Raw genomic sequence first — 26,327 nt, forward strand, 5'->3', positions numbered from 1 at the left:
AAGGATGAGGTGTTCAGTTCAGGCAATCGGCGTGCTGACGCAGGTTCTGCCGGGCGTAGTAGTTGAAGGCCGCGGCGTGGCGCTTGGGTTTCGAGACCCAGTCATGCGCTTCGCGACCCAACTCGGGAATGATCGGTTTGATCGTCCCGGCGGCCATCGCCAGCAACTGCAGTTTGGCGGCGCGTTCGATCAGTTGCGCGATGACACACGCTTCCTCGATAGTCGCCCCGGTCGACAACTGACCGTGGTGGGAAAGCAGGATCGCCCGTTTGTCGCCCAGCGCACCGGCAATCAACTCGCCTTCTTCGTTGCCCACCGGCACGCCCGGCCAGCCTTCAAGGAACGCGCAATCGTCGTACAGCGGGCACAGGTCCATGTGTGAAATCTGCAGCGGCACTTCGAGCATCGACAGCGCGGCAATGTGCGTCGGGTGAGTGTGGATGATGCAATTCACGTCCGGCCGGGCGCGGTACACCCAACTGTGGAAACGGTTGGCCGGGTTGGCCATGCCGTGGCCTTCGAGCACTTCCAGGTCTTCGTTGACCAGCAGCAGATTGCTCGCGGTGATTTCGTCGAAACCCAGCCCCAGTTGCTGAGTGTAGTAAGTGCCCGGTTGCGGGCCACGGGCGGTGATCTGTCCGGCGAGGCCCGAATCGTGGCCATTTTCGAAGAGGATCCGGCAGGTCAGGGCCAGCTTTTGCCGGTCTGTCCACGTATTATCCGCCAGGCTTTTTTGCATCTGGGTCAGCGCTTGCTTGACCAGTTCGTCTTTGGGTAGTGCTAATGTCTTCGCCATATCCGTGTCCTGTGGTGGTTGCCATGGATGACACTTAAGAGGCTATATGACACTTTGTGTCATTGGCAAGGACAAATCGTCTTTCCTTTGCTGGATTAATCGCTTCGCATGTCTATCCGTTTGAAATTATTGAGAAAAAAACTTGGCGTAACCCTTGAGGCGCTGGCCGAGAAGTCCGGTATGACCAAGAGTTACCTGTCGAAGGTCGAGCGCGGGTTGAACACGCCGTCGATTGCCGCCGCGCTGAAACTGGCCAAGGCGCTGAACGTGAAAGTCGAGGAGCTGTTCTCCGAAGACAACGTCAGCCTCGACAGCTACAGCCTGGTGCGCAGCCACGAACGCCAGTCGCTGGCGGCCAACGATCACAGCCCCGGTTACGCGGTGCTGGCTCATCAGGTCAGCGAACGCAGCCTGCTGCCGTTCATCATTTACCCGCCGAGCGAATTCACTGACAAAACCTTCAAGGAACACTTGGGCGAGGAGTTTCTGTTCGTCCACGAAGGCCAGGTCGAAGTGGACTTCGTGAACGAACGGGTGCTGCTGGAGCGGGGCGATGCGTTGCACTTCAATGCGCAGAAACCCCATCGCATCCGCTCGGTGGGCGAGGTGCAGGCGCAGTTGCTGGTGGTGGTGCACAGCAGCGAGGAGTGATCAGACCTCGACCGGCACCGACAGCTTTGGATTCCCCAGCGCGTGGCTCTTGGAATCAAAGAACCGCAATTCTACACCGGTGCCCTCGAACACCTTCGCGTAGTGGCGCTTCTGATGCTGGATGAACGCCGCACTGCGCGGGTAGATCGAGATCGCCACGGTCTTCGGTTTCGCCAGACGCAGGGCGCGCACGAGGTGGCTGTCCTGCTCGCCGAGGGCGTGGCCGAAGATGCACAGGTTGTCGCCGTGACCGAGTAACTGGTCGTAGCAGAACGACAGGTAATCTGAGCTGCGGATGGTCTTGAGCTTGTCGGCGCTCGGCCCTTCGTTGACGAACAGCGGCACGTCGTCGAGTGTCTTGATCGTGTTGTTGATCGCGAAACTGCCGAGCAGCGTGCCCTCGGTGGCGGTCAGTTTGCGCGCGGTACCGTCCTGATTGCGCACCAGGTGCAGGCCGCCGTGCAGGTACAGCAGACGCGGTTTTTCCGTGCTGCTTTCGCACAGATCGAAACTCGCATCGGGGCCGTTGAACAGGTCGTCGATGACCTCACCCTGATGTTGCAAAGCCCAGTAATTGAGCAGGTCGTAATTGGTGGTGAACACCGTGCGATAACTTGCCAGTTCACTGTTCAGGGTCGCCAAAGTCGAGGCTTCGATCAGCCGCCACGGGATGTGCACCGCGTGCACGGTGTTGATCAGCGCTTCCTTGATCGCGTAGTAGCGGTTGCGCGGCGCGGCCGAGCTGACGGCCAGTGCCTTGTTGACCCGGCTGGTGGTCTTCAGCGCGCCGAGCACCTGCTCGAAACTGCGCGTTTGCATGGCGTCGAACACGCTCAGTTCCGACGGGCTCAACGGTTTTTCTTCCACCGTGCGGGCGTTTTCGAACAGCGAGTCGTAGCCGAAATCGTCCCACACCGCACGACTGGCGCCGTTGCCCAGCAGCAGACCGCTGAAGTCGGTGGTGGCGCGCAACGCGTTCCAGTCTTCGAGTGTGGCGTCGACATCCAGAAAATCGGTCATTGCAGGGCACGTCTCAAAACAAAGGGCAGATGGGCGGCGACTTTATCACGAGCGGGCATTGAGCCAGATCAACATCCGCCGTGACCGATCGGTCGATCCTGTGTGTATCCGCCGGATCGCAGGAGTCGATTCGGCCCCAGTCAGGAGACGCGCCATGAGCAGCACCTTTTTCATTCCCGCCGTAAACATCATGGGCAGCGGCTGCCTCGACGACGCCATGAACGCGATCCGCAACTACGGCCTTCGCAAGGCGCTGATCGTCACCGACGCCGGTCTGGCCAAGGCCGGCGTGGCGACGATGATCGCCGAGAAACTGGCGATGCAGGACATTGATTCGGTGATCTTCGATGGCGCCAAACCCAACCCGAGCATCGCCAACGTCGAGGCGGGGCTGGCGCTGCTCAAGGACAGTCGCTGCGATTTCGTGGTGTCCCTCGGCGGCGGCTCGCCCCACGACTGCGCCAAGGGCATCGCCCTGTGCGCGACCAACGGCGGGCAGATCCGCGACTACGAAGGCGTCGATCAATCGGCCAAGCCGCAACTGCCGCTGATCGCCATCAACACCACCGCCGGCACGGCCAGCGAGATGACCCGGTTCTGCATCATCACCGACGAAACCCGTCACGTGAAAATGGCCATCGTCGACCGCAACGTCACGCCGCTGCTGTCGGTCAACGACCCGGCGCTGATGGTCGCCATGCCGAAAGGCCTGACCGCCGCCACCGGCATGGATGCACTGACCCACGCGATCGAAGCCTACGTTTCCACCGCCGCGAATCCGATCACCGACGCCTGCGCGCTGAAGGCCATGACCCTGATCAGCAACAATCTGCGCCTGGCCGTGCGCGACGGCAGCGATCTGGCAGCGCGGGAAAACATGGCGTACGCGCAGTTCCTCGCGGGCATGGCGTTCAACAATGCGTCCCTCGGTTACGTGCATGCGATGGCGCACCAGTTGGGCGGTTTCTACGATCTGCCTCACGGCGTGTGCAACGCGGTGTTGTTGCCGCATGTGCAGACGTTTAACGCATTGGTCTGCGCCGATCGCCTCACCGATGTGGCCCACGCCATGGGCGCCGATATTCGCGGTTTCAGTTCGGAGGAGGGCGCAAAAGCCGCGATTGATGCAATCCGTTGCCTGGCCAGAGACGTGGAGATTCCCGGTGGCCTGCGTGATCTGGGCGCCAAATGCACCGACATTCCGGTGCTCGCTGCCAACGCCCTGAAAGACGCCTGCGGCTTTACCAATCCGCGGGCGGCGGATCAGCGGCAGATCGAGGAGATTTTCCGCAGCGCCTTCTGAGGCGGGCGCGAGGCGGGCGAACAACGTTATGCTGCGTGTTCGTCCGCGCTGCCATCGCCGAGTCCTGCATGCTGCAAAAAAGCCTGATCCGCCGCCTCGACCTGATCACCCTGCAACTGTTCGTCGCCGTCCACGAAGAAGGCACGCTGACCCGTGCCGCATCCCGCGAGGCGATTGCCGTGTCGGCGGCGAGCAAGCGTTTGATGGAGCTGGAGGAGGCGCTGGGGATCAGCCTGTTCGTGCGTCAGGCCAAGGGCATGACCCTGACCCCGGCCGGCGAAACCCTGTTGCACCACGCTCGGCAGATGTTGTTCAACGTCGAAAAAATGGGCCTCGAACTGGGCGAGCACAGCCACGGTGTGCGCGGCTATGTGCGGATGCTGGCGAACCTGTCGGCGATCATTCAGTTTCTCCCCGAAGACCTGCGCGATTTCGCCGCGCAACACCCGCAGGTCAAGACCGACCTCGAAGAACGACCCAGCGCCGGCGTGGTTCAGGGCGTGCTCGATGGCGTGGCGGATCTGGGCATCTGTTCCAGCGACAGCGATATCAAAGGCCTGCACAGCGTGCGCTATCGCCGGGACAAACTGGTGGTGGTGATGCTGCCCGAACATCCGTTGGCCGCACGTGAATCCGTGGCGTTCAGCGAAACCCTCGACAGCGATTACGTCGGCCTGCACGCCGCCAGTTCGATCAACATGCGCACCCACGCCGCCGCGCGTCAGGCCGGCAAGGTGCTGCGCATCCGCATTCATGTGCCGGGTTTCGACGCGGTTTGCCGAATGGTGCAGGCCAACATGGGCATCGGCATCCTGCCGCAGCGGGCTTATGAATTGTTCGGTCGGGCGCTGGGGCTGCAAGCGGTGCCGCTGACCGATGGCTGGTCGGATCGCGACCTGATCGTGGTGGTGCGTGACGAGGCCGGGCTGTCGCCCGTGAGCCGGATCCTGTTCGAGCATTTGCGCGCAGGCAGCTGAGCGTTCGCGTTTGGCGAACGCCCGTTGCCGAGTGACGGCTGGATTGCAGCAATGACGTTCCTCTAGCCTTGGCCGCAATTCCAAGAACAAGAGGTACCCCGCGATGACTGCCCCCTTGAGTGCGATCAAAGTGATCGAAATCGGCACCCTGATCGCTGCGCCGTTTGCCGCGCGGATGCTCGCCGAATTCGGCGCCGAAGTGATCAAGATCGAAGCCATGGGTCAGGGCGACCCGCTGCGCAAATGGCGCAAGCTGCACGAAGGGACGTCGCTGTGGTGGTACCTGCAATCGCGCAACAAGAAATCCCTCGCGCTCAATCTGAAATCCGTCGAAGGCATCGAGCTGGTCAAGCAACTGGCGCGTGATGCCGACGTGATCATCGAAAACCTGCGCCCCGGCGCCCTGGAAAAACTCGGCCTGGGCTGGGACGTGCTGCACGCGCTGAATCCCGACCTGACTCTGGTGCGCATTTCCGGCTACGGCCAGACCGGTCCCTACCGCGACCGCCCCGGCTTCGGTGCGATCGGCGAGGCCATGGGCGGCATTCGCTACACCACCGGAACCCCCGGTTCGCCACCGGCGCGGGTCGGTGTCAGCCTCGGCGATTCGCTGGCTTCGCTGCACGCGGTGATCGGCGCGCTGATGTCGCTGCTGCGGGTCAAGACCGGGCAGGGCGGCGGGCAGATTGTCGACGTGTCACTGGCCGAAAGCGTGTTCAACGTCATGGAAAGCCTGGTGCCGGAATACGACATGCTCGGCCATGTCCGCGAACGCAGCGGCGGCGCATTGCCAGGCATCGCACCCTCCAACACTTACCTCACGGCCGATGGCGCCTACGTGGTGATCGCCGGCAACAGCGACCCGATCTACAAGCGCCTGATGCAGGTGATCGGTCGGGATGATCTGGCCGACGCCGAAGAATTCGCCCACAACGACGGCCGCGCCGCGAAGAGCGGTCTGCTCGACGCCGCGATTACCCACTGGACCAGCAGCCTGCCGATCAATGACGTGCTGGCGGCGCTGGAAGCCGCCGAGGTGCCGGCCGGTCGCATCTACTCGGTGGCCGACATCGTTGCCGATCCACACTATCAGGCCCGGGACATGTTGCTCGACGCCGAACTACCCGGCGGGGCGACCGTGAAGATGCCGGGCATCGTGCCCAAACTCTCGGAAACACCCGGCGGGGTGAACTGGTCGGGCCCCGGCCTCGGTCAGCACACCGACGGCATACTCGCCGGTCTCGGCCTGACCGCCTCGGACATCGAACGCCTGAAAAGCCAGGGGGTGGTGCAATGATCAGCGATTACTCGCAGACCCTGATTGTCCAGGAAGTCTCGCCCCGGGACGGCCTGCAAATCGAACCGACCTGGGTCGAGACCGAAGACAAGATCGCCCTGATCGATCAACTGTCACAGGCAGGATTCAGCCGCATCGAGGCCGGCTCGTTCGTCTCGCCAAAAGCGATCCCGGCCCTGCGCGATGGCGAGCAGGTGTTCAAGGGCATTCAGCGTCAGCCGGGGGTGATTTACGTTGCCTTGATTCCCAACCTCAAGGGCGCGCAACGGGCGCTGGAGTCCGGCGCCGATGAACTGAACCTGGTGATGTCCGCCAGCCAGACCCACAACCTGGCGAACATGCGCATGCGTTGCGAAGCCTCGCTGGCGGCGTTCGGCGAGATCGTGGGCTTCGCCAGCGGCTCGGGCGTGCGGCTCAACGGCAGCATCGCGACGACCTTCGGTTGTCCGTTCGAAGGCGCGATAGACGAGGACCGGGTGCTGCAAATTGTCGAGGCCTATCAGGAGCTCGGCATTCAGGGCATCACCCTGGCCGACACCACCGGCATGGCCAATCCGCGGCAGGTCGATCGACTGGTGCGACGGGTATTGCAGCGCGTTTCGGCGGCGGACCTGACCCTGCATTTCCACAACACCCGAGGCCTGGGACTGTGCAATGTGCTGGCGGCTTACGAAGCGGGTGCCCGGCGTTTCGACGCGGCGTTGGGCGGGCTTGGCGGCTGTCCGTTTGCGCCGGGCGCATCGGGCAACATCTGCACCGAAGACCTGGTCAACCTTTGCGATGAAGTCGGCATTCACACCGGCATCGACCTGCCGCTGTTGCTGAAACTGTCCCGTGGTTTGCCTGCGCTGCTGGGCCACGAAGTGCCGGGGCAACTGGCCAAGGCCGGACGCAATTGCGACCTGCACCCGATCCCCACCTGATTTCACACGCTCACCGATTCACCCTAACCAGACAACAAAAACAATCGGACGCCCACCGGCAGTCCGCCTGGAGAAAAAACTATGAGCCTCAATGTTATGGAGGCGGGCGCGAGCCCGTCCGTCGATCACGACGCCGAAAAAGCCCTGGTCAGCAAAGTCGCCTGGCGCCTGATGCCGTTGATCATGGTCTGTTACCTGTTCGCCTTCTTCGACCGTATCAACATCAGCTTCGCCAAGTTTCAGTTGCAGGCCGACCTGAGCCTGAGTGACACCGCCTACGGTCTCGGTGCCGGTCTGTTCGTGGTCGGTTACGTGCTGTTCGAAGTGCCGAGCAACATGATGCTGTACAAGGTCGGCGCGCGGCGCTGGATCGCCCGGATCATGATGTCCTGGGGCGTGGCGACGGCGCTGATGGTGTTCGTCACCAGCGAATGGCAGTTCTACGTGCTGCGCTTTCTGATCGGGGCGATGGAGGCCGGTTTCGCCCCCGGTGTGCTGTATTACCTGACGCTGTGGTTCCCGCAGCACTTCCGTGGCCGCATCACGTCGATGCTGTTCCTGGCCTCGGCGTTTGCCGGGCTGGTCGGCGCGCCGTTCTCCGGACTGGTGCTGGAACACCTCGACGGCGTGCTGCAAATGCGCGGCTGGCACTGGCTGTTTCTGCTCGGCGGCGTGCCGTGTATCGGTCTGGGTTTTCTGGTACTGACCTTGCTCAAGGACCGTATCGAAGATGCTCACTGGCTGACCCCGGAAGAGAAAAAACTGTTGGCCAGCCGCATCGCCCATCACGAACCGCACAAGAGTGGCGGCTCGTTGCTGGCGGCACTGAAGATTCCGGGTTTCCTGACGCTCGGGCTGATCTACTTTCTGATCCAGGTCGCGTCCTACGGCCTGAATTTCTGGGCCCCGCAACTGATCCGCAGTGCCGGCACCGAAAGTCCGGTGATGATCGGCCTGCTCACCTCGATCCCGTATATCTGCGGCGCGATCAGCATGGTGGTGATCGGTCGTCTGTCCGATGCCACCGGGGAGCGGCGCAAGTTTGTCGCGGGGCTGGTGATCGTCGGGGCCATCGGCTTCTTCAGTGCGGGGATTTTCGCCAGCCACACCACGTTCCTGATCGTCGCCCTTGGATTGCTGGGCGCCGGGATCATCGCGTCGATTCCGAGCTTCTGGACCCTGCCACCGAAATTGTTGGCCGGCGCTGGAGCCGGTGCGGCGGGAGGGATTGCGGTGATCAATACACTGGGGCAGTTCGGCGGCATCGTCAGCCCGGTGATGGTCGGCCGGATCAAGGACCTGACCGGCAGCACCACGCCGGCGCTGTATGTCATCGGCGTGGCGGCGCTGATCGCGGCGGCGTTGCTGCTGTGGGGCCTGCCGCAGAAATTGCGCACGCTGGACAAGTACTGAGGCTTCGGGCTGATCGTTCCGATAACGCGAACGATCAGCTCGCCGGTGCCAGGGACCTGGTGGCTGAGTCACCAAACTGGATCAACACCACTCCCACCATCAACAAAACCGTGCCGGACAGGCGCGGCAACGTCAGATGTTTCTCCACCAACCCGAACAGACCGAAGTGATCCAGCACGATTGACGTGATCATTTGCCCGGCCAAAGCCAGTGCCAGAAATCCCGAAGCCCCCAGCTTCGGCAGCAACACCACCGCCAATGCGACGAAGCACACCCCGAACGCGCCGCCGGTCCACATCCACAACGGCAGCTTGCCGGCGAGGGCCAGCGACGGCAACGGCAGGCGCAGGGCGACAATCACCGGCAACAAGACCAGCACGCTCACCGCCAGCGAGGTGAGCGTCGCCCATAGCGGATGCCCCAACCCCCGCGCCAGATTGATGTTGATCGCACTCTGAAACGGCACCACCGCCCCGGCGAATACCGCCAACAACAGCAATCCGACCCACTGCATCGTTCCCATGATCGATCTCCGGCAAGGTTTTGCTGGACTCTAGGGTATTCGTCGCGCAGATTTAAATTCTGTTTTGGTATCCGGAACATGCATCGAATGAATGATCTGCGCCGCATCGACCTCAACCTGCTGGTGATTCTTGACGCGTTGCTAAGCGAGCAACACGTGACCCGCGCCGCCGAGCGCCTGCACCTGAGTCAACCGGCAGTCAGCCATGCGTTGGCGCGTCTGCGCGACTTGCTCGGTGATCCATTGCTGGTGCGAGCCGGATCAGGTCTGGTGCCCACTGCGCGGGCGCTGGAGCTGGCGGCACCGCTGGCGGAAACCCTGGCCCATGTTCAATCGCTGCTGGCGCCGAACACCTTTGATCCGACCAGCGCCCGTCGGACCTTTCGCCTCGCGATGTCCGACTACGGCGCGGCGATCATCCTGCCGGGGCTGATTCGCACCTTGCGCACGGAAGCGCCGGGCATTGACCTGCAAATCAGCCATGCCAGCCGCGAAGGCATGGTCGAAGGCCTGCTCAACGGCGACATCGACCTCGCCGCCGGCGTACTCCCCGAATTGCCCGGCGAACTGCGCAGCACGCCGCTGTTCGAGGAACGCTACGTGTGTTTGCTCGATCGCCACAGCCTGCCGGCTGACGGCCAACTCGACCTGCCGACCTACCTGTCACGCCCGCACGTACTGCTGGAAATGCGCGGCAGCGGCACCCCGGAAATCGAACGCACCCTGACCGCCCTGCGCGAACGCCGCCGCGTCGCCATCAGCCTGCCGCACTGGAGCGTTGCGCCCCGCTTCATCAGCGGCACGGATCTGATCCTGACCGTCGCTTCGCGGGCGTTGAATGAGGTGGATGACGAATCGCTGATCGTCGTGCCGCCACCGTTTGAAATTGCGCCGTTCACCTTTGTATCGGCGTGGCACAAGCGGCGGGGCGGGGATCAGGCGTTGAACTGGTTGAATCGACGGATTGAGCAGGGGATAGTGCGCGGCTGAAGAACATCAAGGAGAGGGGCGTGACAGTGAAGTCTGGGGTCGTTGGGTGGTTCGCGCTGTGTGGGGCGTTGATGGCGGGGCAGGTGCTGGCTGATTGTGTTCCAGCGCCGGTGACCGGCGCGCGGGATTTTTCAGTGTGCAAGGCGTGGCCCGCTTTTCCTGGATTGACCCTGAATGCGGTCTCGAAGTTTGCACCCGATCCGGTGTATGGCAAGGACAATGACGTCGGCAGTTATGACCTTGGGTTGTCGGTAACGACAGATGAATCCAAAACGATTGCCACCTATCACTTGCCCTCTGCATTCATGTCCGATGCCATCGCATTGGAAAGCGTGGAGTTCGATACGGCGCGTTACAAGCTCACTCCCGAGCTTCGGGCTTTTGGCTTTCGCGTGAGATTCAAGGGCTCCTCCCGCGTCAATCCTATGGATCAAGTCCTGTTATCGCTCTATGTGAAAGAGGGCGACAAGTTGCGTCCGGTGCTGGATCGACTGGTGATGTATGACTACGGTGGCGAGTGGGATGGTGGTTGTGCGGGGGAGCGTTATTACACGGATCGTACTATCGAAATCGGTAAAACCAGTTCGCACGGTTACGCCGATCTGATTGTTAAATCAGTCACTACCGTCATTGTGGGCGAAGGGCCACCGGACACTTGTGAATTGAAGACTACGGCCGATAAACCCGTATTGACCACACTTCGGTATGACGGCAAGTCTTACGTCCTGCCTAAAGGTTTCAAAGCCATCGAGTGATACAGAGCCAACGCGACTTATTTCAAGGAAGAACAATGCTCAGCCCAACCCGACTTCTCATCGCCCTCGGCTTTCTGGCCATCACCGCTCCAGCCCAGGCCCAGGTTTCCTGCGTCACCAAGGATTTCAACGACCAGTCATTGGCACGCTGCAAGGCATGGCCGGCGTTCAAGGATCAGGCGATTGCCCTCAAATCCACCTACGTGCCGGATGCTGGTAGTGACGATGCCGGTGTCTTTGATCTGGATCTGGCGATCATCAACACCAGCAACTGGAAGACGCTGGCAACGTATGCGAAACCCGGTGCTTACAACTCCGATGCCATTCGTTTCACTGATCTGCTGGTCGATACCGCTCGCTATCGGCTGGCCCCGGATGTCCGCGCGTTCGGGCTGCGGTCAAAGTTCTCGCACAATTCAAGCGCCATCCCCTACGAAAAAACCGACCTGACACTCTATGTGCGCGAGGGTAATAAACTGCGCCCGGTACTTGATGGTCTGGTGGTCTACAAGAACAACGGTGAGTGGCTGGAAAACTGTGTGGGTGAAGGTCAGCAAATTCGCCGAACCGTGGAAATAGCCCCGACCAGCCACAACGGTTATTCCGACCTGATCGTCACCTCAAGCGGCACGGCGATGAAAACCGTCAAGGCCGGCAAGGAATGCGTTTCCCAGGATTCCCCACTGAAGAAAACCCAAATCACCCTGACCTACGACGGCAAGCAATACACCCTCCCCGAAGACCTCAGAGGTTACTGACCGATGCTCACCGGCCTCAATCACCTGACCCTCGCCGTCACCGACCTGAACCGCAGCCTCGCGTTCTACCGTGACGTGCTGAAGCTGCGAGTCGAAGCCACGTGGGACGCCGGTGCCTATCTGTCGCTCCCGGGCCTCTGGTTGTGCCTGTCCCTTGACCCGAAGCGCAGTCCCGAGCCCGCCGCCGACTACACCCACTACGCCTTCAGCCTCGGCGCGGCGGATTTCCCGCTGTTCGTGCAACAGCTTCGCGCCGCAAACGTGCAGGAATGGCGTGACAACCGCAGCGAAGGCGCGTCGTTCTACTTCCTCGACCCGGAGGGGCACAAGCTCGAAGCCCACGTCGGCGATCTGGCCTCGCGACTGGCCGCGTGTCGGCAAAAGCCCTATGCGGGGATGCGTTTTTTCAACGAGTCGTGAATATTCACAAACCGCTGGGATAGACTGGCGGCCACGTTTTCCGGGACTTGCAGGTTTTCCATGACTCCATCGTTGCTAATGGCCGTGCTGGCCTCGGGTTTCATCTACGGCATCACGCCGGGGCCGGGTGTGCTGGCGGTGTTCGGCATTGGCGCCGCACGTGGGCGACGGGCCGGGGCAGGGTTTCTGTGCGGGCATCTGCTGGGCGATGTGATCTGGTGCAGCACCGCGCTGATCGCGATTGTCGGCGCCCGGGAAATCGGCAGCACCGCGTTCGATGTGCTCGGCGTACTCAGCGGCCTGTACCTGTTCTGGCTCGGCTGGCGCGCGGTGCGGGCCAAACGCAGCAACGGCGAGCAGCCCCAGGGCGCGGCGCGTCAGCCGTTCTGGCACGGCATTCTGTTCGGCCTGACCAACCCCAAGGCCTACCCGGTGGCGGTGGCAACGTTCACCGCGTTGCTGTCGAGCCGCGCCGAACTGCTCAACTGGTCGATGCTGCCGATGCTGATCGCTTTGAGTTTCCTCGGCGGATTGCTCGCCTACGCTATCCTCATTGGCATCGTCGGGGCGCGGCAGGTGCGTACGCTGTACCAGCGCCATGAACTGGCGATCACCCGGTTGTGCGGGATCATGTTCATCGGTTTTGCCATCAACGCGCTGGTGCATGCGCTGCCGGGGTTGATGCCGAACAAGGCTTGAAAACAGTCGCTGGGATGCGAGGTCGAGGTCATGGATGGTTGAACAGTGCTGCATTGCCCGGACACCCACGCTGAACCATGGAAAGCCGAAACTCCGCGCCGCTGGCGAGTTACATCGATCTGTTGCTGGACGCCGTTTGCGCGGTCGACAGGCAAGGTCGTTTCGTTTTTGTCAGCGCGGCCTGCGAGCGGATTCTCGGCTACACGCCTGACGAACTGATCGGCCAGTCGATGATCGACTACGTCTACCCGGCCGACCGTGAGCGCACCCTGGCCGCCGCGAGCGACATCATGGGCGGCGAGCCGAAGCACAATTTCGAAAACCGCTACGTGCGCAAGGACGGCAGCGTGGTGCACATCCTGTGGTCGGCGCGCTGGTCGGAAGTCGATCAACTGCGCATCGCCGTGGCCCGGGACATCACCGAGCGCAAACTCGCCGAATCCCGTCAGGCGGCGCTGTACGCGATCTCCGAAGCGGCCCATGCGGCGGAGGATCTGCTGGCACTGTTCAAGCGCATTCACATGATTATTGGCGAATGGCTGCCGGCGCTGAATTTCTCCGTGGCGCTGTACGACGAACATTGCGCGCAGTTGAATTTTCCCTACCACGTCGACGATGACGAGTTGCAACCGGAGCAACCCGGCACCGTCACCGGGCGTCTGTGTGCGGAAGTGATCCGCAGCGGCCAGCCAATCCTGCTGACCCCGGATTGCCCCCACGCGCCGCCGGAGTTCGCCGCGCTGGTGGCGGGTCAGCAATCGCCGTGCTGGCTCGGTGTGCCGCTGAGCTCGAAAGACCGCACCATCGGCGCGCTGATCGTCAAAAGCCTGCCCGGCGGCGAGCGCTACACCGAGCGCGACAAGGAACTGCTGCAATACGTCTGCGCCCAGGTCGCCACCGCCATCGAACGCCAGCAACTGCACGCCCGCCTGCGACGCATGGCGCAATACGATCAACTGACCCAGTTGCCCAACCGCGAACTGCTGCGAGACCGGCTCAAGGCTGCACTGAGCCATGCGCGGGAACAGTCCGGGCACATGGCGCTGCTGTATGTCGATCTGGATCGCTTCAAACAGGTCAACGACACCTTTGGCCATGGGGTCGGTGACATGCTGTTGCAGACAGTGGCCAACCGGCTCAAGGGTTGTGTGCGCGAGACCGACACCGTGGCACGGATCGGCGGCGATGAATTCGTAGTGCTGCTGCACAGCGTCCACGCCGCCGACGATGCCGACAGCGTGGCGGAAAAAATCCGACAGGTATTGGTGCAACCCATGCGCCTGGACGGGCATAACCTGCACATCGAACCGAGCATCGGCGTGGCCCGTTATCCCGAGCATGGCGATGAGGAACAGCAACTGTTCCGCCACGCCGATCAGGCCATGTACAGCGCCAAACGTCAGAATCATCGGCGGCTGGACAGCTGATTGGCAGTTCACCGTTCGTCGCGGCAACGGCAACTTTTCTAAACCTTTGGCGGTCAGGAAATTCTCAATCTAGGCGGGCACCTGCTCGCTTACGATCAATGCCAAGAGGTAGAGAATCATGCCTAACTCAAGAAACTCGAACTCGGGAAACTTCGCCAACGATCGAACGAAGGCGTCTGAAGCCGGTCGCAAAGGTGGGAAAACCACCACCACGACTGTCGACAAAGAGCCAAAAACCGACATGGGCCGCAAGCCTGCTCAGAAATCGAAGTAGTCGGCGAAGATTGTTTTGATTGAGAGGCGGGGGCGCAAGCTCCCGCTTGAATCTGCAGAGAAGGAGGGCGCGACCATGAGCCGGATGGCCACCCGAGTACGCCACATCAGTTTTGTCAGCCTGCTGGGGTTGTTCGCCAGCAGCGCGTTTGCCCAGTCGCCCGCCGACTTCATCAACGAGGCGTCGGCCAAAGGCATGGCCGACATCGAGGCCAGCCGTCTGGCGCACAGCAAGGCCGAATCCAAAGAGGTCAAGGATTACACCATCGTCGTGATCAACGACCGCACCACCGCCAACCAGCATCTGGCGAAAATCGCCAAGAAACTGGACCTGCCCGTGGCGCCCCGCGAAGAAGTTGCCGACAAGGCCAAGGCGTTGATGCCGGAAGTCAAAGAAGGCGCAAGCTTCGATCAGGCCTACGCCGCCAGCCAGGTCAAGGCCACGGAAGAAGCCATCGAACAGATCCAGCAGGAAGCCCAGACCACCGACGTGCCGGAGATCAAGGCGTTTGCCGATGAAACCCTGCCGAAATTGCAGAGTCATCTGGAAATGGCCAAGGCCCTGGCCAGCCGCTAACTCCGAGGTAAAGAAAACGGCGCTTATCGCGCCGTTTTTGTTGTCTTCAACAGTCGTTCAGATCCTGTTTCGGCTTGCTCTTGTCCCCCAGGCCTTCCAGGTCAAACACCTCATTCTCGCCCATCGCCCGGTAATGCTGGCGCAGCGCTTCCAGCTGCTTGAGATCCAGCGACTCCAGCCCGAGCATCGCGTTCTGCGCCTCCTTGTTCACCCGAAGCAACTCATCGAGTTTCAAATGAATGATGTCGGTGTCACGGTTCTGGGTGTTCTGGATCAGGAACACCATCAGGAACGTGATGATCGTGGTCGAGGTATTGATGATCAGTTGCCAGGTGTCGTTGTAATCGAAAATCGGCCCGCTCAACCCCCAGAGCCCGATCAGAATCAAAGCCCCCATGAACGTCTTGGGGCTACCGGCCCAGAGCGCCAGCGTTTGCGAAATCTTTGCGAATTTCATGACCGTGTTCCTTGTTGGGGGGAGCTTGAAATTCAGACATCGGGGGTGGGCGGAAAATTCTACTGACAGAGACTTGCTGTCTCTGAAGTTTGACTGCTTCAGGTCACGGTTTTGAACGCTTTGGAAGTGGGAAACTTTCTTTGTGCGGGTTTGCGTCTAGGATCAAATGGCAATCAATTTGCCAGCATGCGAGTACACGGATAGAAACCCAGTCAGAGGCCGCTCATGGAATTCTTCGAAAAGTTAGCCAGTCTTGCCGCCAAAGTCCGGTTGCAGAGCGCTGCAATCCAGACAGAAGAGGCGACGAAAAACGCGTTTGTCATGCCTTTCATCAGTACCGTTCTGGGTTACGACGTGTTTGACCCGACAGAGGTGACTCCAGAGTTTGTCTGCGATGTCGGTACGAAGAAGGGCGAAAAAATCGATTACGCCATCATGAAAGAGGGCGAAGTGCAGATCCTCATCGAGTGCAAAAAAATCGGTGAGCCACTGCATATCAATCACGCCTCGCAACTGTTTCGTTATTTCCACGTTACCAGTGCCCGAATCTCCATCCTCACCAACGGCCAGGTCTACAAGTTCTTCACTGACCTGGATGCGCCGAACAAGATGGATGAGAAGCCCTTCCTTGAACTGGATCTTCTGGATATTGATGAATATTCGGTGCCAGAACTCATCAAACTCACCAAGTCTGCGTTCGACGTTGATTCGATCATCAACGCGGCGGGTGAGTTGAAGTACGTCAGCCAGATCAAGAAGGTTATCGCCTCGCAGGTCAGCAAGCCGGATGACGATTTCGTCAAAGTGTTTGCTTCGCGAGTCTACGACGGGGTCATTACGCAGAAGGTGCGGGACCAGTTTCACGAACTGACAAGAAAAGCGGTCGTTCAATTTCTCAATGACCAGATCAATGACCGCCTCAAATCGGCCATGAGTGGTGCGATCCAGCCGGCGCTGGCGTCTATCCCGGCTGCGTCTGGTGGGACGGATCCGGTGGATCCCCGTGACGAGTCCGACGATAAGGTTTTGACCACTCTGGAGGAACTGGAGGGGTATCACATTGTTCGGGCGGTCGTTCGATCGATTGTCGATGCTAAACGAATCGTCCAGCGTGATACCCAGAGCTACTTCGGGATCCTGCTTGATGACAACAACCGAAAACCGATTTGCCGCCTGCACTTCAACCGTTCGCAGAAGTACATCGGCATTTTCGACGAGGAGAAAAACGAAACCCGCCATCCCATTAACTCAGTGGATGATATCTACGAGTATTCAGATCAGTTGAAAAAGACCGTGGGCTATTACGACTAGTACGGGGCTTTCAAAAACCGGCCATAGGCCGGTTTTTTTATGCAAGCGAAGTGCGCGAGAAAGGGCACTCGCCGCCGTCACGTCTTAAGTCGGATAGGGAATGCGCAGGGAGTCGATGTATCGTAGCGAAGCACTGCAAAAGTCCTGACAGGAGAACGCAATGACCTGGTCCGCCAAGCAATACGTTACTTTCGAAGATGAACGCACCCGCCCGGCCCGCGACTTGCTGGCGGCGATTCCCACGCCCGAGGCGCGTTCCGTGGTCGATATAGGGTGTGGCCCCGGCAACTCGACCGAGTTGTTGGTGGAGCGTTTTCCGGGGGCGAAAGTGCAGGGGCTCGACAGTTCTCCGGACATGATCGACGCCGCGCGCAAGCGCCTGCCGCAGTTGCAGTTCGAGGTGGCGGACATCGATAAATGGGCCGATGAAGGGCCGTTCGATGTGATCTTCGCCAACGCCGTTTTGCAGTGGGTGCCGGATCACGCGACGTTGCTGCCGGCGCTGGCGGGCAAGTTGGCGCAGGGTGGCAGTCTGGCGATCCAGATGCCGGACAACCTCAACGAGCCGTCTCACCGGTTGATGCGCGAAGTCGCTGCCAACGGGCCTTGGGCCGGCAAACTGGCAAGCGCGGCGGGGCAGCGGACCGAGATGGCGGATGCCAGTGCCTATTTCTCGATGTTGCGACCGCACTGCGCGCGGGTCGATGTGTGGCGCACCACGTATCACCATCAGTTGGCGGGCGGGGCTTCAGGCGTTGTCGAGTGGTTCAAGGGCAGCGGTCTGATTCCGTTCCTCAGTCCGTTGACGGAAGCGGAGCGGGCGGAGTATCTGGCGCACTATCTGGCGGAGGTCGCGAAGGCGTATCCGGCGCTGGCGGACGGTTCGGTGTTGTTGCCGTTTCCGCGGTTGTTCATTGTCGCCACACGTTGAAATGAAAAAGGGCCGATTTGATCGGCCCTTTCTTTGTAGTCAGCGCTGTACGGCGACCAGCATCATCATTGGTCGCTCACGCTCTTCAGCGAGCGCTGGTTGTGCGGCTACTTCGGCATCGCTCGGACCCCATTCATTGACGTGTTGAATCGTGAAACCTGCGTCGATCAACGCGTTGAGTAGCGTGCCGACCGTACGATGCTGCTTGATCACACCGTCGGCCAGCCAGTTGGTCACCCGCTCGCCTTCCATCTGATAACTGTCCAGCGGCCAGCGCTTGTTGCCTTCGCTGTCGATCAGCCAGCCTGGATTGCGCGGCGCCATGAAGATCGGGTGCTCGATGGAAAACACAAAATGCGCACCGGGCTTAAGCGCTGCATGCAGCTTGGCAAACAGCCCCGAGAGATCCTTGATGTAGTGCAAGGCCAGTGAGCTGTAGGCCAGATCGTAAGTGCACGCAGGTAAGTCGAGGTGTTCCAGGTCGGCACGTTCGTAGCGGATGTTCGCGGCCGAAGTGGTTTCCTTCGCCCGTTCGAGCATTTTCTTCGAGACATCCAGCCCTAACACCTCGGCTGCGCCGTGTTCGCTGGCCCAGCGGCAGAACCAGCCATAGCCGCAGCCCAGATCCACTACCTGCAAACCGTGCAGGGAAGGCAACAAGGCTTTCAGCGCGGGCCATTCCGGCGCGGCATCGAGGCCGCCGATGGAGCGGTTCATCTGGCTGTAGCCCTGGAAAAATTCAGGATCGTCGTAGATGTTCTGGGTCATGGGTTTGCTGCTCTTTTGAATTTGATATGGGTGGCTAGGAGGCCACGGTTTTGAATCCCTCGAAACGTGATGGCGCGTATTCGTCGATGGCCGCGCAGGGGGAGGGTGGTGGGCGATGGGGAAATGCTAGCGGGTCGTGGCGAGTGTGAGAACCGGGCGAGTGTTGGGGATCTGTAAACGTGGTTTTTCGCTTCGGGATGTTTAAAGAGTTGGCCATGTTTACTGAACCTTCCCACAAGGTTTTCAGGTTGTCCGTCGGAAGTGCGGGCTCTAGCCTTTGAGGGTCGCTGATGAATCGGCGATCGGGATTGGAACCCCGAGGAGAGTTGGAACGCACAATCATTATTCATGACGTATGCTGCGCACCTTGAATGTGTGCACTCTGTTATGGCGGCTGTGCGCGGGAGACCTTCGGGTCTGCCGGGTTGTCTCTCCCCGGGTTCCAACCTGCGTACAGCTGCCTCCTTTCGCGTGGAACCGAATGGGTCAGCTCCAACCTGTTTTTGGAGAGATGAAATCATGTTCAAGCCAACACCGAATCCACCTGAAGTCGAAACTGACCCAACATCCCCCTACACCTCAGTCGACTCCAGAAAACTCAACGACGCCGCCAACCGCGCCCTCGACCACTACCTCTGCCCCGGCGCCCATGTCATGGGCACGAACAACCAGCCCGACCCGATGTACTTCGCCAACCCGGCCTACGACACCGAATCCCTGCTGGCCAACGCCAGCGAATCACTGGGCTCGGCATCCGAGATGCTCAACAACTTCGCCGCCACCCTCGACCCCACCCACCGCAGAACCGCGATAGGCATTGCGCAACTGGTGATGCTGGGGGAATTGGCGGTGAATCAGGCGCTGGATCATGTTGAGGTGAAGGACTGAATTGCAGCTGTTCTGGCAGGCATAAAAAAACCGGTCGTCGCGACCGGTTTTTTCATTTTTGGCGCTTTGGCAGAGCAATCTCAGCGAAGCCGCTCGACGTTTTCATCGATTCGTTTCTGGATAGTCTGCAACGTGTCCTGAGTGATGATGCCGGGGTACATCTTTTCTGCCATCGTCGCGAACTGATCAGCCACCTCGCAGAATCGGGCGATGATGCCGTCGGCCGTTTCAGCCGATACTTCCGCTTCCTCTGCAAGGTCGAGCATGGCTTTTCGTCCGATCTCCAATGCTTCGCCCATGACGTCCATCTGGTGGTATCCGCCGGGACCCTCACAGAAGGTCACATCGTAGGCGGGCGCCAGCGTCCATTGGCCCGATTTAGACATGATGTAGGCGAAGTTTTTCGGGTGGTCATCGCGATTGTTGAACGCGACGTTGAAGACTACACGCTCAAACGCGAGCGCTTTCTCTCGTACGTCATTGGTGCAGAGATGGGTCGCACGCAAGAAGTTGACGTAGTCCAGCGCTCCGGCATTCTGGAAATCGGCGGCCGTGAAGGCTGCGAGACTTTGCATCGGCACGCGTAAGTCGTCTTCGCGATCAAAGCGTTTGGTAGCAAACGCTGCCAGCCCGTTCGGCAGGCTGAAGTACTGAGTGTCAGGTGTTTTTATTCCACACATCCGCAAGCATTCGGCGTAGACCATTTCGATGGCACATACCTCGGGATGCTCCTGCCGGGCGGGAAACTTGACCAGCCAGGCCTCGAACCCTGATCTGGCTATGGTGGTAAAGGTGCCTGTTCGCGGATCGCGATAGACCAAGGCTTTTGGTCTGGCACCCTGCGGAGATCCACCCACCAGCAACAGCTGTTGCAAGAACTCGCCACCCTCACCCTTGAGGACTTCCTGCACCTCGGCAGCCAGCAGATCAATGGAGACCTCAACTTGCGGGTCCAGCGCCTCGGGTGCCACCGGCTCGAATGACATTGCGCCCATGGCATTGTTGCCGATGTAAGCGAGGCGCTCGAGTGCGCCGATGCGTGCGGAATTAAGGCCGCGCCGCTTGAACAAGCGATCCATCAGCAGCATGCCCCAGCCATCCGGCAGCGCATCGTAGACCGGTCCAGGCAAACCCAATTGATGGAGCGGAAAGTCACGCCGTAACTTGGGGCCTTCCAATGGAAGTCTGTACGCCGACAATTCCAGGCCTCTGTTCTTTGCCTCGTCGCTGTACTCGAACACGATCAGTGGGCGACCGGTGATAGCCGTCGTGGAAACGAGCGTGCCCCACCGCCAGTGTTCACCCCAGCCATCGTAGTAGACGTCCACTCGTTCAAGCATTTCCTGATTTCCGTTTTATGCGCTGACGCCTGGAGCTGTCTTCGTAACGAAGGATGTCGTCCAGGCTGTCCAGTTTTGGCAAGAACAGGTCTTCGATTTCCTGGACGCGCCCCACAACCATGGCCACTCGGACGACGGTTTCGAAACTGACATTCCGCCCGGCTTCAAGGTTGGCCACCGTATTGGTGCCGACACCGGCGCGAGCAGCCACATCGGCTTGCGTCATCTGCAGGGCTATCCGCTCTGTGCGCAAGCGTAGACAGAGGCGTTTGACGATCTCGCTTGGTTTGGTGAGGTTTAATTCCAACATGGTATGTTTTATTCCGCTTAAACGTACCTTAAAACACAAAATTATAGAGTTAAGCTTGAGTCATTCAAACTGAATAATTCCCTTTTGGTGTTGTTTATCGCCCATGAATAGCCATAAAACACAGTAGCGCAGAATTAAATATTAAGGGGGTTCGGTCGCCTCTACCCTGGTTGGTCATTAAGGCCGATTTTCTTTATCCAGCTTCAAACTTGCTGCAACACCTTTAGCGCCGCCGAGGCCAGGAATCCGGAGCGGCTTTTCTCTTCCGGATGGTGCAACACGTATTCATCGATACGGTTGAGCAGATAGCCCGGCAATGTGATGTTGAGTTTCTGAGCTTTGCCCAGGTATTTGGTCACATCGATATCCACCACCGCCCAAGTGCAGCCGGCGTATTTAGGGTTGGCAGCATGCAGCGTGACCTTGCTGGCTGGCGGGATGGGCGAGCCGTCTTCGGCCAGAATCTCGAAATGGCCTTCAATGGCTTCGCGGGCCATTGCCATGGCGTCATCCAGATCATCTCCAGCGGAGAAGCAGCCCGGAATATCCGGCACCTCCACTCCCCAGGCATGTCCTTCGTCACCCACTGAAATCGCGATCGGGTAAAGCATGTGTCGTCCTCCACGGCGCAATTGACCTGACGGGTCAAAGCAACGCCTGCTGCAAAATACTGATGGCCGTTTTCTTGAGCAGATCCTTCTTTGGGTGAGGCACTGTGACCAGACCAGGTTTGGTCGGATGCTTGAAGTGATGATGACTGCCCCTGACCCGCACCAGATACCAACCGTCTGCGACGAGCTGGCCAATTAGAAAACGGCTATTCACAACACCTCCCTGTGGTGTGCTTGGTGGGTACTATACCCACGATTTTTTATCGATCAACACTATAACCACCGAGCGGTCATCGTCCTTTGATGGGGGCGGCGGTCACGAAGAAGTCTAGGCGGGGATCCTTCAGCAGGATTGGGAGTGTATTGCGGGCCGTTGCTGCGAAATGAAACGGGCACAAAAAACCGGTCATCAAGACCGGTTGGATTCAGGGGGGGACTACTGCGGCACAGCGAACACTGCGCTGGCACGGGCAACCATTCGATCACCGACATGCAACCCGACAGTGGCAAACGCCAGCTGCCGCCCTTTTTTGGAGTGCTCAACGCGTACCTCGAGCCACTCATTGATCTGCACCGCGCTGAGATAGTCCAGGGTCATACTCGCCGTGATCAATGGCAGGGGAGGGTCGCTGGAGAATGCCATGGCGTAACCCATGCCGACGTCCGCCAATGTCGCCAGGACCCCACCATGCAAAGTGCCCCGTCCATTGGCATGCCGTGAGTCTGTCCGCAGACCGATTTCAAGTTGCAAGCCGCTGCCTCTGGTACAGATCGGGCCAAGCAAGTCGAGCAGCGGACTGCTGCGGGTCAGCGGAGTGAAGCCCTCGGGAATAGCAGTGTCGTTCATGGTCCCTCCTTGTGCCGGTTGGTTACCAGCGTCTTTGGCCTGAATACGGAGCGTTGCTTATGAGGGTTTAAACCTGACTTCGCCGTCGGAGAAGGATCATACGTATGCGGAATTTGCAGCGATAAGCTGATCACGATGGAGCAGTAAGGGCAGCAGCCCCATGGTTCGTGCTGAACCACAAAGCCTCACAACCCGAGACTGAGCGGAAAAAGCACAACTACGCACATCCATTAGGTGAGCGTTGGACGGAAGAAGCGTGGCGGACGGCGTCGGTGCAGCCGCTCATCGAAGATGAATACATCCCAAGCCGCTGAGTAATGTGAGACCTCTGCCAACAATGTCAGATGTACACCAGAGCACGTAAAACACGTCAACGGCAGAATGAAAAAGCCCGGCACTTGGCCGGGCAGTTTTGGAATCCACTAACGTAATCAGGCTTGCTTTTCACGTGCAGCCAGCATCACTTCATTCTGTTTTTTGGTGGCTTCGGTCAGCACTTCACTGTAAACGCGCTTTTTTTCTTCCGATTTCGCATTACGAATGAAGTCTGCGAATGGACTCGTGGACTCCTTTGGGGATCCGAGTTTCATGGAAAACATGGGGTTACTCCGTTATTTATCCCAAGCATGACCGTCAGGTCGTGTTTCGTATGCTTCTCCGGGATATGGTAGTCGATCTTGTCAACACCAGCCTTGTAGAGACGGCCAGAATTATCAATGTGCTTCACAAGCAGATCGACATGAAGATCCTTGCCAAACTCTAGCTTAAGCGTGTTAACCACGTCACGTGCTGCAAAATATTGGTCGACGAAATGCTCCGGTCGAATCCTCCGTCCTTCGGCTTCCTCACGAGCCGTGACAAATGACCAAGCAAGCCTGGGGTCTTGATAGACATAGAGAATTTGTACAAATCTCCCCTTGTCCAGGCAACGCCGCACATTGTTCCTTGCGATCTCTATATTCGAAAGCGTCCCGTCGAGCAGGAAAGATTGTTTTCGATCCAGGGCAAGATCAATCAGCTTTCCTACCAGAATTGAAACGGCGCCTTGGAAAAGCCAGGCATTGCCACCTTTATAGGCTTCAAATTCGTTTCTGAGTTCGTCTGGATCGATTCGCAGGATCGGCGTATCAGAGAAAAGGTTCAGCAGGGCTAATGATGCTTCTGTCTTGCCAGCGCCCGGCGATCCAGCCATGAAAACTGAAACAGGCTCTTTTTCGGGCGGATACCGGGTCTGATCCGTGAGTCGCTTGCCAATAGCCTTCTTGTTTGATCGTGCGAACCTGATCGCATCGTCCCAGATGGCCCGTTCTTCATCCGTCATTCCAAGTTTTTTGTCTTCCTGCACTGGAAGTGAACCCTCTTCGATTGAAAGGCCATTTACGGTTTGCGCTCTGGATTTACCGCAGTGTAGTGGTTTCCAATCGGTCGAAATCTTGATGGGAAACCGTACTCATGGATCATTCCTTTGAGCAAACTGTGTTTCTTGTGGCTGGAGAGGATGAAGAGTAGAGAGGGATACCGTATCTGCAATCAACGGTGTATTGCTGAATTGTTCTTTGTCGAACAAGCAGTTGACCTCAAAACGCAGGCATAAAAAAACCGGCCTTGCAGGCCGGTTTTTTCTGTTTGCGCATCCCCCGTCAAACCACGACGCAGGACCTAAATTCGATTGGAGCGGGTGAAGGGAATCGAACCCTCGTTATCAGCTTGGGAAGCTGGAGTAATGCCATTATACGACACCCGCTCAGAGCGGCTGACTTTGTACCAGACTCGGCCACGGATTTGAAGTTTTCTTTGCACGCGAACTACGGAAAGTCCTGAAACAGAGCCGAAATCGGTCAATCGCGGGCAAGCACTGCGGGCTGGAGAATGGCTGAATCTCAGCCCCGCAGGCTTGCTCGCGACGACACTGTTTCAAATGGCCAATGCATGGTGATCCTGGACTAACTGGTAACGCGTTCGGCTGGCTTGGTGCGCCGGTTTCAGAAAACCGAGCAGGGCGTTCTGGCTGTCCCGGCAGGCGGATTTGTGTTCCATGTCGAGGAAATGCCCGGTGGCCTGCAGGGTGGTGAAGGTGCTCTGCGCCACGTGGCTGCCGAACAGGCGCGCATCTTCGGCGGCGGTGTATTCGTCCCATTCGCCGTTCATGAACAGCACCGGCACGTTGATTTTCTTCGCTGCGTTCAGATAGCACTGGCGATCACTGTTCAGCACGTTGCTGATGTGAAAGTGCATCTGCCCGTATTCGTGCTCGGCCAGGCTGCTGACGTGGCGATAGTTGAAGCGCTTGAACAGCGACGGCAGGTGTTTGCCGATGGTGTTGTTGACGAGATGGCCGACCCGGTCGCCATCGCGTTGGCCGAGGCATTCGACGCCGCGTTCGAGGTAATCAAGCATGTGCGCGTTGATCACCGGGGAGAACGAGCTGATCACGGCTTTTTCGATTCGCCGAGGCTGATGCGCGAGGGCGACCATGGTCGCGGCGCCACCCCAGGAGAACGACAGCACGTGTTCGGCCGCGAAGTGATCGATCAGCTCCAGCAGGATCAGACCTTCGACTTCTTTCGTCAGATGTTTCTCGTGGCGGTTGTGGACTTTCGACTTGCCCGCGTAGGGCTGGTCGTAGCAGACCACGTTGAATTGCGGGTGCAGATTTTTCACGGTTTGTGCAAACGACGCAGTCGTGGCCATCGAGCCGTTGACCAGGATGATGGTCTTTTCTGCGGCGTCTGCGCGATAGAACTCCGTGTAAACCCGATACTGACCCTGTATATCCAGCACAGCGATTTCTGGCCTCATGTCATAAGACTCCTGGCAAGCAAGCGGGTATGCGCGCAAATAGAGATTGCACGAGCTTTGTGACAGGTAGGCATACGCCTGGAATTTTGGAGCCCATGTCGATCCGGAACGGCAGGTCGACGGGTATTGTTATTGGCGGGCAATCTGCCGGCTGAGGCGCAGCCCTGAGGGCTGTCTACCGGCAAAAAGTTTCTTAGAAGTTATGTGTGACTCATCGGTCACAATTTGGCCGACGTCCTGATTCAAGCAGGGGGATCCGGATCGCGCAAGTGCCGTTGGTAAATTGTTCGACAACTTCTGCTGAGCGGTCGGCTGCTTAGAACAAATGAATCTCTTCGGTGCGCAAGGCGCGGTACTCGCCCGGTTTTAGCGCGTGATCCAGCGCCAGCGGGCCCATGGATTCGCGGTGCAGACGCAGCACTTTGTTGTTGAAGTGGCCGAACATGCGCTTCACCTGATGGTAGCGACCCTCGACGATGCTCAGCCGCGCCGTTCGCGGGCCGAGCACCTCCAGCTGCGCCGGTTGGGTGGTCAGGTCTTCGAAGGCGAAGTAGATCCCCTCGGCGAACTTGATCGCATATTCCGGGCCGATCTCCTGTTCGGTCTCGACGTAATAGACCTTCGGCAGTTTGGTCTGCGGCTGGGTCAGGCGCCGCGACCAGCTGCCGTCGTTGGTGATCAGCATCAGCCCGGTGGTGTTGAAATCCAGACGCCCGGCGATGTGCAGGTCATCCTTGTCCGGCTCGTGGATCAGGTCGAGCACGGTCGGATGCTCGGGATCGCGGGTGGCGCTGACGCAGCCCTGCGGCTTGTACAGCATGAAATAGCGCGCCGGTTTGCCGCTTTGCAGCACTTCGTCGTCGACTTCGACGCGGCTGAATTCCAGGACTTCGCTGTGAGGGTCGCTGACGACTTTTCCGTCAATGCGCACGCGCTTTTCCACCAGCAACAGGCGAACCTGTTTGCGGTTGTAGCGGGGCAGGTTACTGAGGAAACGGTCGACACGCATGATCAGGAATCGGCAGGCAGCGGGGCGCGCATCTTACGGGATCGACGGCTTGGCCGCTTGCAGTTGCGCCTCGACCTGGGCGCAACGCGGGCACAGGCAGGATTTGTCACGCAGTTCCGCCGGCAGCGCTTCAAGGACTGCCGGGTCAATGGAAACGCCGTAGCACCAGCAGGCGCGGTCGGCGGTGCGCGGATCGGCCAGGGTGCAGTCGTTGCGCGCGCCGCAGGCCGGGCAGAGGTCAGGTTTATTCATGA

32 protein-coding genes and 1 tRNA gene are annotated in these 26,327 nt (G+C 59.2%); 17 read left to right on the top strand and 16 right to left on the bottom strand.

Annotated elements, in window-relative coordinates; all coding sequences use genetic code 11:
* Nucleotides 1-13 precede the first annotated feature (13 nt).
* The gene (locus tag QR290_RS07975) at nt 14-796 is read right to left on the bottom strand and encodes an aldolase (protein WP_115076854.1); all 783 of its coding nucleotides are present in this window, start codon (nt 794-796) and stop codon (nt 14-16) included.
* Between the two features lie 108 nt (nt 797-904).
* Here QR290_RS07975 and QR290_RS07980 point away from each other — a divergent pair, with 108 nt between their 5' ends.
* Complete coding sequence (locus QR290_RS07980; protein ID WP_007957913.1) at nt 905-1,447, top strand: helix-turn-helix domain-containing protein; 543 nt, start codon at nt 905-907, stop codon at nt 1,445-1,447.
* On the opposite strand, the gene QR290_RS07985 is transcribed toward QR290_RS07980, so the two are convergent.
* Nucleotides 1,448-2,467: a DUF4917 family protein gene (locus QR290_RS07985; RefSeq protein ID WP_289204669.1), complete on the bottom strand. Its 1,020-nt coding sequence runs from the start codon at nt 2,465-2,467 to the stop codon at nt 1,448-1,450.
* Between the two features lie 154 nt (nt 2,468-2,621).
* On the opposite strand from QR290_RS07985, the gene yiaY reads away from it, so the two are divergent.
* The 5 genes from yiaY to QR290_RS08010 all read left to right on the top strand — a co-directional run bounded on the left by yiaY (nt 2,622) and on the right by QR290_RS08010 (nt 8,380).
* Nucleotides 2,622-3,770: an L-threonine dehydrogenase gene (yiaY, locus tag QR290_RS07990; RefSeq protein WP_289204670.1), complete on the top strand. Its 1,149-nt coding sequence runs from the start codon at nt 2,622-2,624 to the stop codon at nt 3,768-3,770.
* 68 nt (nt 3,771-3,838) lie between these two features.
* Nucleotides 3,839-4,747, top strand: a complete 909-nt coding sequence (locus tag QR290_RS07995) for a LysR family transcriptional regulator (RefSeq protein ID WP_289204671.1) — start codon at nt 3,839-3,841, stop codon at nt 4,745-4,747.
* Nucleotides 4,748-4,850: 103 nt separating this feature from the next.
* Nucleotides 4,851-6,044, top strand: coding sequence for a CaiB/BaiF CoA transferase family protein (locus QR290_RS08000; RefSeq protein WP_289204672.1), 1,194 nt, complete (start codon nt 4,851-4,853; stop codon nt 6,042-6,044).
* Nucleotides 6,041-6,967 carry a hydroxymethylglutaryl-CoA lyase gene (locus QR290_RS08005; protein ID WP_289204673.1) on the top strand — a complete coding sequence of 309 codons (927 nt, stop codon included), beginning with the start codon at nt 6,041-6,043 and terminating at the stop codon, nt 6,965-6,967. Before QR290_RS08000 ends, QR290_RS08005 begins: the two co-directional genes overlap by 4 nt.
* A gap of 81 nt (nt 6,968-7,048) precedes the next feature.
* Entirely contained in the window at nt 7,049-8,380 is a 1,332-nt protein-coding gene (locus QR290_RS08010) for an MFS transporter (RefSeq protein ID WP_289204674.1), read from the top strand.
* Between the two features lie 34 nt (nt 8,381-8,414).
* Here QR290_RS08010 and QR290_RS08015 read toward each other — a convergent pair whose 3' ends face one another.
* Entirely contained in the window at nt 8,415-8,903 is a 489-nt protein-coding gene (locus QR290_RS08015; RefSeq protein WP_289204675.1) for a DMT family transporter, read from the bottom strand.
* A 78-nt stretch (nt 8,904-8,981) separates the two neighbouring features.
* On the opposite strand from QR290_RS08015, the gene QR290_RS08020 reads away from it, so the two are divergent.
* The 8 genes from QR290_RS08020 to QR290_RS08055 all read left to right on the top strand — a co-directional run bounded on the left by QR290_RS08020 (nt 8,982) and on the right by QR290_RS08055 (nt 14,802).
* A complete protein-coding gene (locus QR290_RS08020; protein WP_289204676.1) occupies nt 8,982-9,893 on the top strand; it encodes a LysR family transcriptional regulator in 912 nt (303 codons plus the stop codon).
* A gap of 20 nt (nt 9,894-9,913) precedes the next feature.
* Nucleotides 9,914-10,648 (top strand): hypothetical protein, encoded by a 735-nt coding sequence (locus QR290_RS08025; RefSeq protein WP_289204677.1) that lies wholly within the window; start codon nt 9,914-9,916, stop codon nt 10,646-10,648.
* 35 nt (nt 10,649-10,683) lie between these two features.
* Complete coding sequence (locus QR290_RS08030) at nt 10,684-11,406, top strand: hypothetical protein (protein WP_115076865.1); 723 nt, start codon at nt 10,684-10,686, stop codon at nt 11,404-11,406.
* A gap of 3 nt (nt 11,407-11,409) precedes the next feature.
* Entirely contained in the window at nt 11,410-11,826 is a 417-nt protein-coding gene (fos, locus tag QR290_RS08035; RefSeq protein WP_289204678.1) for a fosfomycin resistance glutathione transferase, read from the top strand.
* A 60-nt stretch (nt 11,827-11,886) separates the two neighbouring features.
* Nucleotides 11,887-12,525, top strand: a complete 639-nt coding sequence (locus QR290_RS08040) for a LysE family translocator (protein ID WP_007957940.1) — start codon at nt 11,887-11,889, stop codon at nt 12,523-12,525.
* A 77-nt stretch (nt 12,526-12,602) separates the two neighbouring features.
* A complete protein-coding gene (locus QR290_RS08045; RefSeq protein WP_115076867.1) occupies nt 12,603-13,952 on the top strand; it encodes a sensor domain-containing protein in 1,350 nt (449 codons plus the stop codon).
* Between the two features lie 118 nt (nt 13,953-14,070).
* The gene (locus QR290_RS08050; RefSeq protein WP_077045875.1) at nt 14,071-14,226 is read left to right on the top strand and encodes a KGG domain-containing protein; all 156 of its coding nucleotides are present in this window, start codon (nt 14,071-14,073) and stop codon (nt 14,224-14,226) included.
* 75 nt (nt 14,227-14,301) lie between these two features.
* Complete coding sequence (locus QR290_RS08055) at nt 14,302-14,802, top strand: DUF4142 domain-containing protein (RefSeq protein ID WP_102685906.1); 501 nt, start codon at nt 14,302-14,304, stop codon at nt 14,800-14,802.
* A 46-nt stretch (nt 14,803-14,848) separates the two neighbouring features.
* On the opposite strand, the gene QR290_RS08060 is transcribed toward QR290_RS08055, so the two are convergent.
* Nucleotides 14,849-15,259 carry a low affinity iron permease family protein gene (locus QR290_RS08060; protein ID WP_115076868.1) on the bottom strand — a complete coding sequence of 137 codons (411 nt, stop codon included), beginning with the start codon at nt 15,257-15,259 and terminating at the stop codon, nt 14,849-14,851.
* A 225-nt stretch (nt 15,260-15,484) separates the two neighbouring features.
* On the opposite strand from QR290_RS08060, the gene QR290_RS08065 reads away from it, so the two are divergent.
* Together QR290_RS08065 and tam are read left to right on the top strand one after the other, a co-directional pair.
* On the top strand, nt 15,485-16,570 hold the full coding sequence (locus QR290_RS08065) for a type I restriction endonuclease (protein ID WP_289204679.1): 1,086 nt from the start codon (nt 15,485-15,487) through the stop codon (nt 16,568-16,570).
* Between the two features lie 160 nt (nt 16,571-16,730).
* A complete protein-coding gene (tam, locus tag QR290_RS08070) occupies nt 16,731-17,501 on the top strand; it encodes a trans-aconitate 2-methyltransferase (RefSeq protein ID WP_115076869.1) in 771 nt (256 codons plus the stop codon).
* 39 nt (nt 17,502-17,540) lie between these two features.
* On the opposite strand, the gene QR290_RS08075 is transcribed toward tam, so the two are convergent.
* Nucleotides 17,541-18,269, bottom strand: a complete 729-nt coding sequence (locus QR290_RS08075; protein WP_289204680.1) for a class I SAM-dependent methyltransferase — start codon at nt 18,267-18,269, stop codon at nt 17,541-17,543.
* Nucleotides 18,270-18,788: 519 nt separating this feature from the next.
* Between QR290_RS08075 and QR290_RS08080 the strand changes: the two genes are divergently transcribed.
* Entirely contained in the window at nt 18,789-19,157 is a 369-nt protein-coding gene (locus QR290_RS08080; RefSeq protein WP_115076871.1) for a DUF6124 family protein, read from the top strand.
* Nucleotides 19,158-19,237: 80 nt separating this feature from the next.
* Here QR290_RS08080 and QR290_RS08085 read toward each other — a convergent pair whose 3' ends face one another.
* The 11 genes from QR290_RS08085 to QR290_RS08135 form a co-directional block, all read right to left on the bottom strand.
* Nucleotides 19,238-20,497, bottom strand: coding sequence for a type II toxin-antitoxin system HipA family toxin (locus tag QR290_RS08085; RefSeq protein ID WP_115076872.1), 1,260 nt, complete (start codon nt 20,495-20,497; stop codon nt 19,238-19,240).
* Nucleotides 20,490-20,807, bottom strand: a complete 318-nt coding sequence (locus QR290_RS08090) for a helix-turn-helix transcriptional regulator (protein WP_115076873.1) — start codon at nt 20,805-20,807, stop codon at nt 20,490-20,492. The genes QR290_RS08085 and QR290_RS08090 overlap by 8 nt, the downstream gene beginning before the upstream one ends.
* 203 nt (nt 20,808-21,010) lie before the next feature.
* Entirely contained in the window at nt 21,011-21,418 is a 408-nt protein-coding gene (locus QR290_RS08095) for a type II toxin-antitoxin system HicB family antitoxin (protein ID WP_115076874.1), read from the bottom strand.
* Nucleotides 21,419-21,452: 34 nt separating this feature from the next.
* The gene (locus QR290_RS08100; protein WP_007957952.1) at nt 21,453-21,632 is read right to left on the bottom strand and encodes a type II toxin-antitoxin system HicA family toxin; all 180 of its coding nucleotides are present in this window, start codon (nt 21,630-21,632) and stop codon (nt 21,453-21,455) included.
* A gap of 222 nt (nt 21,633-21,854) precedes the next feature.
* Complete coding sequence (locus tag QR290_RS08105) at nt 21,855-22,265, bottom strand: PaaI family thioesterase (RefSeq protein ID WP_289204681.1); 411 nt, start codon at nt 22,263-22,265, stop codon at nt 21,855-21,857.
* A 431-nt stretch (nt 22,266-22,696) separates the two neighbouring features.
* Nucleotides 22,697-22,864, bottom strand: coding sequence for a hypothetical protein (locus QR290_RS08110; protein ID WP_167443763.1), 168 nt, complete (start codon nt 22,862-22,864; stop codon nt 22,697-22,699).
* The gene (locus QR290_RS08115; RefSeq protein WP_289205275.1) at nt 22,852-23,586 is read right to left on the bottom strand and encodes a zeta toxin family protein; all 735 of its coding nucleotides are present in this window, start codon (nt 23,584-23,586) and stop codon (nt 22,852-22,854) included. The genes QR290_RS08110 and QR290_RS08115 overlap by 13 nt, the downstream gene beginning before the upstream one ends.
* A 349-nt stretch (nt 23,587-23,935) precedes the next feature.
* Nucleotides 23,936-24,009 (bottom strand) — tRNA-Gly (locus QR290_RS08120).
* Nucleotides 24,010-24,179: 170 nt separating this feature from the next.
* Nucleotides 24,180-25,064 carry an alpha/beta fold hydrolase gene (locus QR290_RS08125; protein ID WP_115076875.1) on the bottom strand — a complete coding sequence of 295 codons (885 nt, stop codon included), beginning with the start codon at nt 25,062-25,064 and terminating at the stop codon, nt 24,180-24,182.
* A 316-nt stretch (nt 25,065-25,380) separates the two neighbouring features.
* On the bottom strand, nt 25,381-26,073 hold the full coding sequence (locus QR290_RS08130) for a pseudouridine synthase (RefSeq protein ID WP_115076876.1): 693 nt from the start codon (nt 26,071-26,073) through the stop codon (nt 25,381-25,383).
* Between the two features lie 33 nt (nt 26,074-26,106).
* Complete coding sequence (locus QR290_RS08135; protein ID WP_007957955.1) at nt 26,107-26,325, bottom strand: cysteine-rich CWC family protein; 219 nt, start codon at nt 26,323-26,325, stop codon at nt 26,107-26,109.
* Nucleotides 26,326-26,327 lie beyond the last annotated feature (2 nt).

It is taken from the genome of Pseudomonas fluorescens, from assembly GCF_030344995.1.
Lineage (GTDB): Bacteria > Pseudomonadota > Gammaproteobacteria > Pseudomonadales > Pseudomonadaceae > Aquipseudomonas > Aquipseudomonas fluorescens_BF.

Coding starts and splice junctions, on each gene's coding strand:
- QR290_RS07975 (WP_115076854.1), bottom strand. CDS start 796: ATGGCGAAGACATTAGCACTACCCAAAGACGAACTGGTCAAGCAAGCG.
- QR290_RS07980 (WP_007957913.1), top strand. CDS start 905: ATGTCTATCCGTTTGAAATTATTGAGAAAAAAACTTGGCGTAACCCTT.
- QR290_RS07985 (WP_289204669.1), bottom strand. CDS start 2,467: ATGACCGATTTTCTGGATGTCGACGCCACACTCGAAGACTGGAACGCG.
- yiaY (WP_289204670.1), top strand. CDS start 2,622: ATGAGCAGCACCTTTTTCATTCCCGCCGTAAACATCATGGGCAGCGGC.
- QR290_RS07995 (WP_289204671.1), top strand. CDS start 3,839: ATGCTGCAAAAAAGCCTGATCCGCCGCCTCGACCTGATCACCCTGCAA.
- QR290_RS08000 (WP_289204672.1), top strand. CDS start 4,851: ATGACTGCCCCCTTGAGTGCGATCAAAGTGATCGAAATCGGCACCCTG.
- QR290_RS08005 (WP_289204673.1), top strand. CDS start 6,041: ATGATCAGCGATTACTCGCAGACCCTGATTGTCCAGGAAGTCTCGCCC.
- QR290_RS08010 (WP_289204674.1), top strand. CDS start 7,049: ATGAGCCTCAATGTTATGGAGGCGGGCGCGAGCCCGTCCGTCGATCAC.
- QR290_RS08015 (WP_289204675.1), bottom strand. CDS start 8,903: ATGGGAACGATGCAGTGGGTCGGATTGCTGTTGTTGGCGGTATTCGCC.
- QR290_RS08020 (WP_289204676.1), top strand. CDS start 8,982: ATGCATCGAATGAATGATCTGCGCCGCATCGACCTCAACCTGCTGGTG.
- QR290_RS08030 (WP_115076865.1), top strand. CDS start 10,684: ATGCTCAGCCCAACCCGACTTCTCATCGCCCTCGGCTTTCTGGCCATC.
- fos (WP_289204678.1), top strand. CDS start 11,410: ATGCTCACCGGCCTCAATCACCTGACCCTCGCCGTCACCGACCTGAAC.
- QR290_RS08040 (WP_007957940.1), top strand. CDS start 11,887: ATGACTCCATCGTTGCTAATGGCCGTGCTGGCCTCGGGTTTCATCTAC.
- QR290_RS08045 (WP_115076867.1), top strand. CDS start 12,603: ATGGAAAGCCGAAACTCCGCGCCGCTGGCGAGTTACATCGATCTGTTG.
- QR290_RS08050 (WP_077045875.1), top strand. CDS start 14,071: ATGCCTAACTCAAGAAACTCGAACTCGGGAAACTTCGCCAACGATCGA.
- QR290_RS08055 (WP_102685906.1), top strand. CDS start 14,302: ATGAGCCGGATGGCCACCCGAGTACGCCACATCAGTTTTGTCAGCCTG.
- QR290_RS08060 (WP_115076868.1), bottom strand. CDS start 15,259: ATGAAATTCGCAAAGATTTCGCAAACGCTGGCGCTCTGGGCCGGTAGC.
- QR290_RS08065 (WP_289204679.1), top strand. CDS start 15,485: ATGGAATTCTTCGAAAAGTTAGCCAGTCTTGCCGCCAAAGTCCGGTTG.
- tam (WP_115076869.1), top strand. CDS start 16,731: ATGACCTGGTCCGCCAAGCAATACGTTACTTTCGAAGATGAACGCACC.
- QR290_RS08075 (WP_289204680.1), bottom strand. CDS start 18,269: ATGACCCAGAACATCTACGACGATCCTGAATTTTTCCAGGGCTACAGC.
- QR290_RS08080 (WP_115076871.1), top strand. CDS start 18,789: ATGTTCAAGCCAACACCGAATCCACCTGAAGTCGAAACTGACCCAACA.
- QR290_RS08085 (WP_115076872.1), bottom strand. CDS start 20,497: ATGCTTGAACGAGTGGACGTCTACTACGATGGCTGGGGTGAACACTGG.
- QR290_RS08090 (WP_115076873.1), bottom strand. CDS start 20,807: ATGTTGGAATTAAACCTCACCAAACCAAGCGAGATCGTCAAACGCCTC.
- QR290_RS08095 (WP_115076874.1), bottom strand. CDS start 21,418: ATGCTTTACCCGATCGCGATTTCAGTGGGTGACGAAGGACATGCCTGG.
- QR290_RS08105 (WP_289204681.1), bottom strand. CDS start 22,265: ATGAACGACACTGCTATTCCCGAGGGCTTCACTCCGCTGACCCGCAGC.
- QR290_RS08110 (WP_167443763.1), bottom strand. CDS start 22,864: ATGTTTTCCATGAAACTCGGATCCCCAAAGGAGTCCACGAGTCCATTC.
- QR290_RS08115 (WP_289205275.1), bottom strand. CDS start 23,586: ATGACGGATGAAGAACGGGCCATCTGGGACGATGCGATCAGGTTCGCA.
- QR290_RS08125 (WP_115076875.1), bottom strand. CDS start 25,064: ATGAGGCCAGAAATCGCTGTGCTGGATATACAGGGTCAGTATCGGGTT.
- QR290_RS08130 (WP_115076876.1), bottom strand. CDS start 26,073: ATGCGTGTCGACCGTTTCCTCAGTAACCTGCCCCGCTACAACCGCAAA.
- QR290_RS08135 (WP_007957955.1), bottom strand. CDS start 26,325: ATGAATAAACCTGACCTCTGCCCGGCCTGCGGCGCGCGCAACGACTGC.